This is a genomic window from Acinetobacter sp. yr461, assembly GCF_900110445.1.
Lineage (GTDB): Bacteria > Pseudomonadota > Gammaproteobacteria > Pseudomonadales > Moraxellaceae > Acinetobacter > Acinetobacter calcoaceticus.
In genome coordinates, this window is sequence record NZ_FODU01000026.1 from 21,510 (window position 1) to 28,013 (window position 6,504).

Genomic DNA, 6,504 nt, shown 5'->3' on the forward strand with positions numbered 1-6,504 from the left:
ACATAATAAGATGAAAAGAAAAATCTTTACTCCACGCCCAGACTGGCAAGTGGAGCATCAAAATATTGGTTTTGATTATTTTAATTTACCTTCTCTCGACGGCTCAATTTACTGGTCTGAAGGGATTGCTTACGAGTTTACCCTTAAGCAGATTGAACAACTTGAAGACGCAGCAAATGAAATGCATCAGATGTGTTTATCTGTTGTAGGAGAACTCATTCAACGGGGTGACTATCCTACTTATTTTCAAATTCCCGAAGTAGCCTTAAGCCATATTGAAAGCTCATGGAAACAAAATGCACCAATACTCTATGGTCGCTTTGATTTCGCCTACGATGGGCGAAATATCAAAATGCTGGAATACAACGCCGATACACCTACCGGCTTACTAGAAGCATCTGTAGCGCAGTGGCTGTGGATAGAACAAGTCTCAGGCATTGCGAACCGAGACCAATTCAATAGCATTCATGAAGACCTGATTAAACGCTGGAAGACGATTTTACCGCGCGGTAGTCATGTGCATTTTGCTGCCTGTCAGGAAGCGGGACGAGAAGATTGGGGCAATTTAGAGTATTTGATGGATACGGCTTACCAAGCTCATCTACAAGTTTCCGAGCTTTCTATGGAAAACATAGGTTGGAACGGACAAAATTTTGTTGATCTTAATAATCGCCCCATTCAAAACCTGTTCAAGCTCTATCCATGGGAATGGATCTGGGAAGAATCATTTTCTCAATATATCCATCCACAAACACAGTGGATTGAACCTTGTTGGAAAATGCTACTTTCAAATAAAGCAATTCTGGTTGAGCTTTGGAAACGTTACCCAAACCATCCTTTATTGGTCGAAACCCATACTTATGACCCACAGCGAACATTGGCTGGCAAATGGGTGAAAAAACCGATTTTGGCAAGGGAAGGGGCTAATATTCGGGTTTTAAAAGATGGCCATGATCAAGGTGCAGCTTCTGGTAGTTTCTATTTTGATGACTATGACAAATACGGTTATGTCGTACAAAAATGGGTAGACACCCCATTATTTTCAGGACAACTACCTACACTCGGATTATGGATGGTCGGTCATCAATGCGCAGGTATGTCCATTCGTGAAGATTGCTACGACATTATCGGTAATGATGCTCACTTTGCAGCACATTATTTTGTTGAGTAATAAACGCCTAGATATGCATAAAAAAGCACTTTAAAAGTGCTTTTTTATTATGCCCGTAACGCAGTCAATTAGTGCATTCTAAGTGCATAGCGAATAATGAACTATAGTCTCTAAAGCGAAATTAGAACAAAAATTCAAAAATATAATGACTTAATCTTATGTAATTTAATACTTTTATTCTTATTTCTTTAATTAAAAATCAATATTGGCAAGCTCTTTGCATCTCCTAAAAAGAAAAAAGCCTAGATTTTAAGGGCTCGTGAGAGCCCTAATTTTTTTAAGGAGTAATGCCATGAATGCTATCCCAACTTTAACGCCACTTGCTATGCCATGTAACAGCAGTTTTGAAGCAAAAGATTGGGAAATTTTATCTACTCACTGGTATCCGGTTGCTCGTATTCAAGACGTCTCTACTGCACCCCAGCGAGTGACACTATTAGACGTGAATATGGCACTGTATAAAACAGAAAGTGGTGAAATTCATCTGGTCCGAGATATTTGCCCCCATCGTGGTGTGCCTTTAACCAAAGGATGGGTAGACGGTGAGGAAATTGTTTGTCCTTATCATGGTCTACGCTATAACACCGAAGGGAAATGTACCCAAATACCAGCTCAACCCGAACTAACCAAAATTTCTGATCGTTTTTCTCTGACCAAATTTCCGGTTGTTCAATGTTATGGCCTCATTTGGACTAGTATTCATGGTCATGATGTTGCTCAAGCCAATATTCCTGTATTAGATACTTGGGACCAGACAGAGCATCAAGCGATTTTGCCACCTTTTGTCGATATTGGCGGGTCTAGCGGACGTCAACTTGAAGGTTTTATCGATGTCGCTCATTTTGCTTGGGTACATCACAATGCCTTTGCTAATCGTGATAATCCTGTCGTACCCAAATATCACACTGAACGTACCAACTACGGCTTAAAAACGGTCTATATCAGTAATGTTAGTAACTATCCACATGAATTAAAATATCTCGAACCAGAAGGCTTTTTATGGAAGCGCACCTTTGATGTCTATCCGCCTTTTTCAGCCGTGCTTACGGTCGATTTTCCAGAAGGCGGTGTTTTAAAAATCTTGAACGCCTGTTGTCCTATCTCAAGTAATAAAACTCGTTTATTTGTTCCATTAACACGTAACTTTGATCAAACAGGCGATTTAGAAAACGTATATGCATTTAATGCTCAAATTTTTGCTGAGGACCAAGACATGGTCGAATCACAAAAACCAGAAGAACTACCGCTAGATTTAATGATGGAAGCTCATTTTGAAGCTGACCGTTCATCAACGACTTATCGTCGGATCTTGGCTGAATGGGGACTAAGTAAACGTTATACCGTTTAAATCTTGGTTAACTGGGGTACAATCAACCGAAAAAAGTGAAAATATAAAGGCTTTCCATGTCATTGATCGCAAATACCACCGTTGTGCGTGGTCGTTTTTTAGATATTCAGCAAACTGTCTCTGAGCCAACTGATATTCCAAATCAAGTACGTTATTTGGAAGATGGTGTATTGATTAGTGAACATGGAAAAATCAAATGGTTTGGTGCATGGGATGAAGCTCAACAGCATCTTCCTGCTGGGGTTGAAGTTCAACATTACCCAGAAAAATTGATTGTACCCGGCTTTATTGATACCCATATCCACTTCCCGCAAACCGAAATGGTTGGGGCATACGGCGAACAACTTTTAAGCTGGCTCAATACTTATACCTTTCCAACTGAAATCCAGTTTCAGGACAAAGCATATGCAAGTGAAATTGCTCAGTTCTTTGTTCAAGAACTCTTAAAACACGGTACAACCACCGCTCTCGTTTTCTGTACAGTTCACCCTGAGTCTGTTGATGCTTTATTTGAAGCCGCAGAACACGTTCAGATGCGTTTAATTGCCGGTAAGGTACTTATGGACCGCAATGCCCCTGAAGCGCTGTGTGACACGCCAGAAACGGCTTACAGCGACACAAAAGCACTCATTGAAAAATGGCATGGCAAGGGTCGTGCTCTATATGCGATTACGCCACGTTTTGCGCCAACTTCTACACCTGAGCAATTAGAAAGAGCAGGGCAGTTAAAGCAAGAATTTCCTGATGTTTATGTACATACGCATTTAAGTGAAAACAAAGATGAAATCGCATGGGTGAAATCTTTATTCCCAGAACAAACAGGTTACTTAGATGTTTATCAACATTATGGCCTGACTGGCAAACGCTCCGTGTTTGCTCACTGCGTTCACCTAGAAGACGAAGAATGGCAATGTATGCACGATACGCAATCCGCTATCGCATTTTGTCCAACGTCAAACCTGTTCTTAGGTAGTGGTTTATTTCCATTGAAAAAAACGTGGGAAAAACAAGTGAAGGTAGGCTTAGGCACAGATATTGGCGCCGGTACATCGTTTAGTTTGCTGCAAACAGTTAACGAAGCTTATAAGGTTCAGCAATTACAAGGCGATAAACTTTCAGCTTATGAAGCGCTCTATCATGCAACTTTAGGTGGAGCAAAAGCGCTTGACCTGCAAGATCAACTAGGAAACTTCAACATCGGTAAAGAAGCAGATTTTGTTGTCTTGAATCTTAAGCCAACAGCATTACAGCAACTTCGCCAGTCGAAATCTAAGTCTGTTGAAGATTCACTATTTGCATTATTCACGTTAGGTGATGACCGAAATATTGAGGCGACTTATATTTATGGAAAACGTGCTTATCAAAAAGAAACAGCCTAAACAAAATCGTGCTGTTAAGTTTTTGTTATTATTTGGAATATGCGCACTAGCATTAAAGCGTGATCGACATATTGCTCAAAATGATAAAATTTCTGGCTTATCAAAGGGTGCATGAAAAGTCATTTTGCTTTAAAATTTTACCATTAACTCAGATTTTAGAGGTGTTGCAGGTCAACACCTTTTTTATTTTTTCTTTTATATCTTGTAGGAATCTGACATGACTGTTGCAATGAGCATCATGATTTCAACCGAAGAAATTCAAGCAAAAGTCAAAGAGCTCGGCGAGCAAATTAACGCTCACTATGCAAATAGTGACAAAGAGTTGGTCCTGATTGGGCTACTGCGTGGTTCTGTTATTTTCATGGCAGACTTATGCCGCACGATTACCAAACCGCATGAACTCGACTTTATGACAGTGTCTAGCTACGGCGGCGGTACAACTTCAAGTCGAGATGTTAAAATCTTAAAAGATCTTGATGGTGAAATTCGCGGTAAAGATGTGTTGGTAGTTGAAGATATTATCGACTCAGGTAATACCTTAAGCAAAGTTATGGAAATGTTGCAAACTCGAAATCCAAATTCAATTCAATTGTGCACATTGGTGAGTAAACCATCTCGCCGTGAAATTGATCTTGAAGTTAAATTTTTAGGTTTTGAAGTTGAAGATAAGTTTATTGTTGGTTACGGCTTAGACTACGACCAAAAATATCGCCACTTACCATTTATTGGTGAAATTGGTTTATAAATTTCAAAAAATAGCACTGAAAGGTGCTATTTTTTTATATAACGTTTTAGTTTTGAACAAAAAAGACACAAAAATTCGCAATCTGCTACAGACAAACTAGCAGGCTCTGAAGCACGATAGAATATGAAGCAAAATCATTAACTTCACCAAAAAAACAACTGGAGAACAAAATATGTGGTCACTTATTGTTGCTATTGTGGTTGGTTTCTTTGCTGGTTTAATCGCTCGTGCTTTACATCCTGGCGATGATAAAGCAGGTTTTATCGTAACAACCCTCATCGGTATTGCAGGTTCGCTTCTAGCTACCTATGGCGGACGATTACTGGGGCTTTACGGAGAAAATTCAGCGGCGGGCTTTATCGCATCTGTTATTGGCGCAGTGGTTATTCTCTTTATTTACAATTTAATTGCACGAAAAAGTTAATTAGTTTTAGGCAATAAAAAAGCACCTAATGGTGCTTTTTTTAATTTATTTTATAAACCTAACTCTTTCCAAACGGCTTGAATTTCTTCTGCAGAACGAGCACCTACCAGTTTAAAACCATTTGCAAAAATTAGGGTAGGGGTACCATTAAAGCCTAATTTTCTCCCAAGTTCTAAGTTACGGTCAATTGGATTAGCACAACTCGCAACGGTTGGTTTAACGCCTTGCTGAATCAGTTTTTTCCATGAATATGATTGATTCGGCGCACACCATACTTGTCTAGAAACCACAATAGACTGGGGTTTTAAAGGATAAATAAACGTATAAATTGTCACATCTTTCAGCTTATCGAGTTCAGGTTCGAGCTGCTTACAATAAGGACAGTTAGGGTCAGAAAAGACTGCTAAAACATGCTGTCCATTACCTTTAACGGTTTTAATTGCATCTTTTAAAGGAAGCTGTTTCCAGTCAATTGAGTTCTGTCCTAGAACTAGATCTTTAGTCAAATTCTTCTGATCTTTTAACCGAATCATAGAACCAACAAACATATGCTGACCATCTTCGCCCACATAGATGATTTGTTGATCCAGATTAGCGCTATATAAACCTTGCATTTCGGTTTTCTGAATATTGCTAATTTTTAAATTAGGATATTGTTTTTTAATATTTTCTCTGACCGAGTCCACATTAGCGAAACTCAAACTCGCCGTTAAGCTAAATAATGCCAATATTCCTAATTTTTTAAGCATAAAACCAACTAATACGTAAGAGAGAAGTTTATTTTAATCAGTTCAGATGATTAAAACAGAACTGATTACCGAGTTATAACCAAACTCCCACTCAGTTATGCCAATGTTTCACGTGGAACATAAGCAGGTTTTAAATCGTTAATTTCTACCGAAATATGGACGATTTCATCATGAATCGATAAAGCATGACGGATCTGGTCTGCTGTTAAGGAAATATCATCAGTTTCGAGCGCCAAAATACAAGAAAACTTGCCTTTTGCGACTTTCCAGACATGAATATCTGTAATTTCGATGTGTTTAGGAAATTCAGCAATCACTTCACGAATTTCTTCAACCACAGGATGATCCATTTCTGCATCAAGAAGGGTTTTTCCTGTCTCTTTGATTAATCCAAGAGACCATTTTGCAACCAAAATAGCACCTAAAATTCCTAAAAGTGCATCTAAAAAATCCCAGCCAAAATATTTACCCGCACAAAGCGCAATAATTGCAAAAACGGAGGTCACAGCATCTGCAACCACATGTAAAAATGCAGCTTTTTGGTTTAAATCGTGGTGGTGATCCCCATGCTCGTGATGGTGATGGTGATGGTAATGGTGATGGTGATGGTGATGGTGATGGTGATGGTGATGGTGATGGTGATGGTGATGGTGATGGTGATGGTGATGGTGATGGTGATGGTGATGGT

General features: G+C 39.2%; 7 protein-coding genes. 5 read left to right on the forward strand and 2 right to left on the reverse strand.

Annotated elements, in window-relative coordinates; genetic code table 11:
- Positions 1 to 10 precede the first annotated feature (10 nt).
- The 5 genes from BMW38_RS18700 to BMW38_RS18720 all read left to right on the forward strand — a co-directional run bounded on the left by BMW38_RS18700 (position 11) and on the right by BMW38_RS18720 (position 5,067).
- Entirely contained in the window at positions 11 to 1,171 is a 1,161-nt protein-coding gene (locus tag BMW38_RS18700) for a glutathionylspermidine synthase family protein (RefSeq protein ID WP_092710945.1), read from the forward strand.
- A gap of 292 nt (positions 1,172 to 1,463) precedes the next feature.
- Complete coding sequence (locus BMW38_RS18705) at positions 1,464 to 2,519, forward strand: aromatic ring-hydroxylating oxygenase subunit alpha (RefSeq protein WP_092710948.1); 1,056 nt, start codon at positions 1,464 to 1,466, stop codon at positions 2,517 to 2,519.
- Positions 2,520 to 2,575: 56 nt separating this feature from the next.
- Entirely contained in the window at positions 2,576 to 3,898 is a 1,323-nt protein-coding gene (gene guaD, locus BMW38_RS18710; RefSeq protein WP_092710951.1) for a guanine deaminase, read from the forward strand.
- 217 nt (positions 3,899 to 4,115) lie between these two features.
- On the forward strand, positions 4,116 to 4,643 hold the full coding sequence (hpt, locus tag BMW38_RS18715; RefSeq protein ID WP_003656020.1) for a hypoxanthine phosphoribosyltransferase: 528 nt from the start codon (positions 4,116 to 4,118) through the stop codon (positions 4,641 to 4,643).
- 172 nt (positions 4,644 to 4,815) lie between these two features.
- A complete protein-coding gene (locus tag BMW38_RS18720; protein ID WP_016139726.1) occupies positions 4,816 to 5,067 on the forward strand; it encodes a GlsB/YeaQ/YmgE family stress response membrane protein in 252 nt (83 codons plus the stop codon).
- Positions 5,068 to 5,117: 50 nt separating this feature from the next.
- On the opposite strand, the gene BMW38_RS18725 is transcribed toward BMW38_RS18720, so the two are convergent.
- Positions 5,118 to 5,816: a DsbC family protein gene (locus tag BMW38_RS18725; protein ID WP_092710954.1), complete on the reverse strand. Its 699-nt coding sequence runs from the start codon at positions 5,814 to 5,816 to the stop codon at positions 5,118 to 5,120.
- A gap of 95 nt (positions 5,817 to 5,911) precedes the next feature.
- On the reverse strand, positions 5,912 to 6,504 hold a 593-nt coding region (locus BMW38_RS18730), incomplete at its 5' end, for a cation transporter (RefSeq protein ID WP_213031199.1).

Bases quoted from the DNA above. Each gene is read 5' to 3' on its own strand.
- guaD (WP_092710951.1), top strand. From the start codon at position 2,576: ATGTCATTGATCGCAAATACCACCGTTGTGCGTGGTCGTTTTTTAGAT.
- hpt (WP_003656020.1), top strand. From the start codon at position 4,116: ATGACTGTTGCAATGAGCATCATGATTTCAACCGAAGAAATTCAAGCA.
- BMW38_RS18700 (WP_092710945.1), top strand. From the start codon at position 11: ATGAAAAGAAAAATCTTTACTCCACGCCCAGACTGGCAAGTGGAGCAT.
- BMW38_RS18720 (WP_016139726.1), top strand. From the start codon at position 4,816: ATGTGGTCACTTATTGTTGCTATTGTGGTTGGTTTCTTTGCTGGTTTA.
- BMW38_RS18725 (WP_092710954.1), bottom strand. From the start codon at position 5,816: ATGCTTAAAAAATTAGGAATATTGGCATTATTTAGCTTAACGGCGAGT.
- BMW38_RS18705 (WP_092710948.1), top strand. From the start codon at position 1,464: ATGAATGCTATCCCAACTTTAACGCCACTTGCTATGCCATGTAACAGC.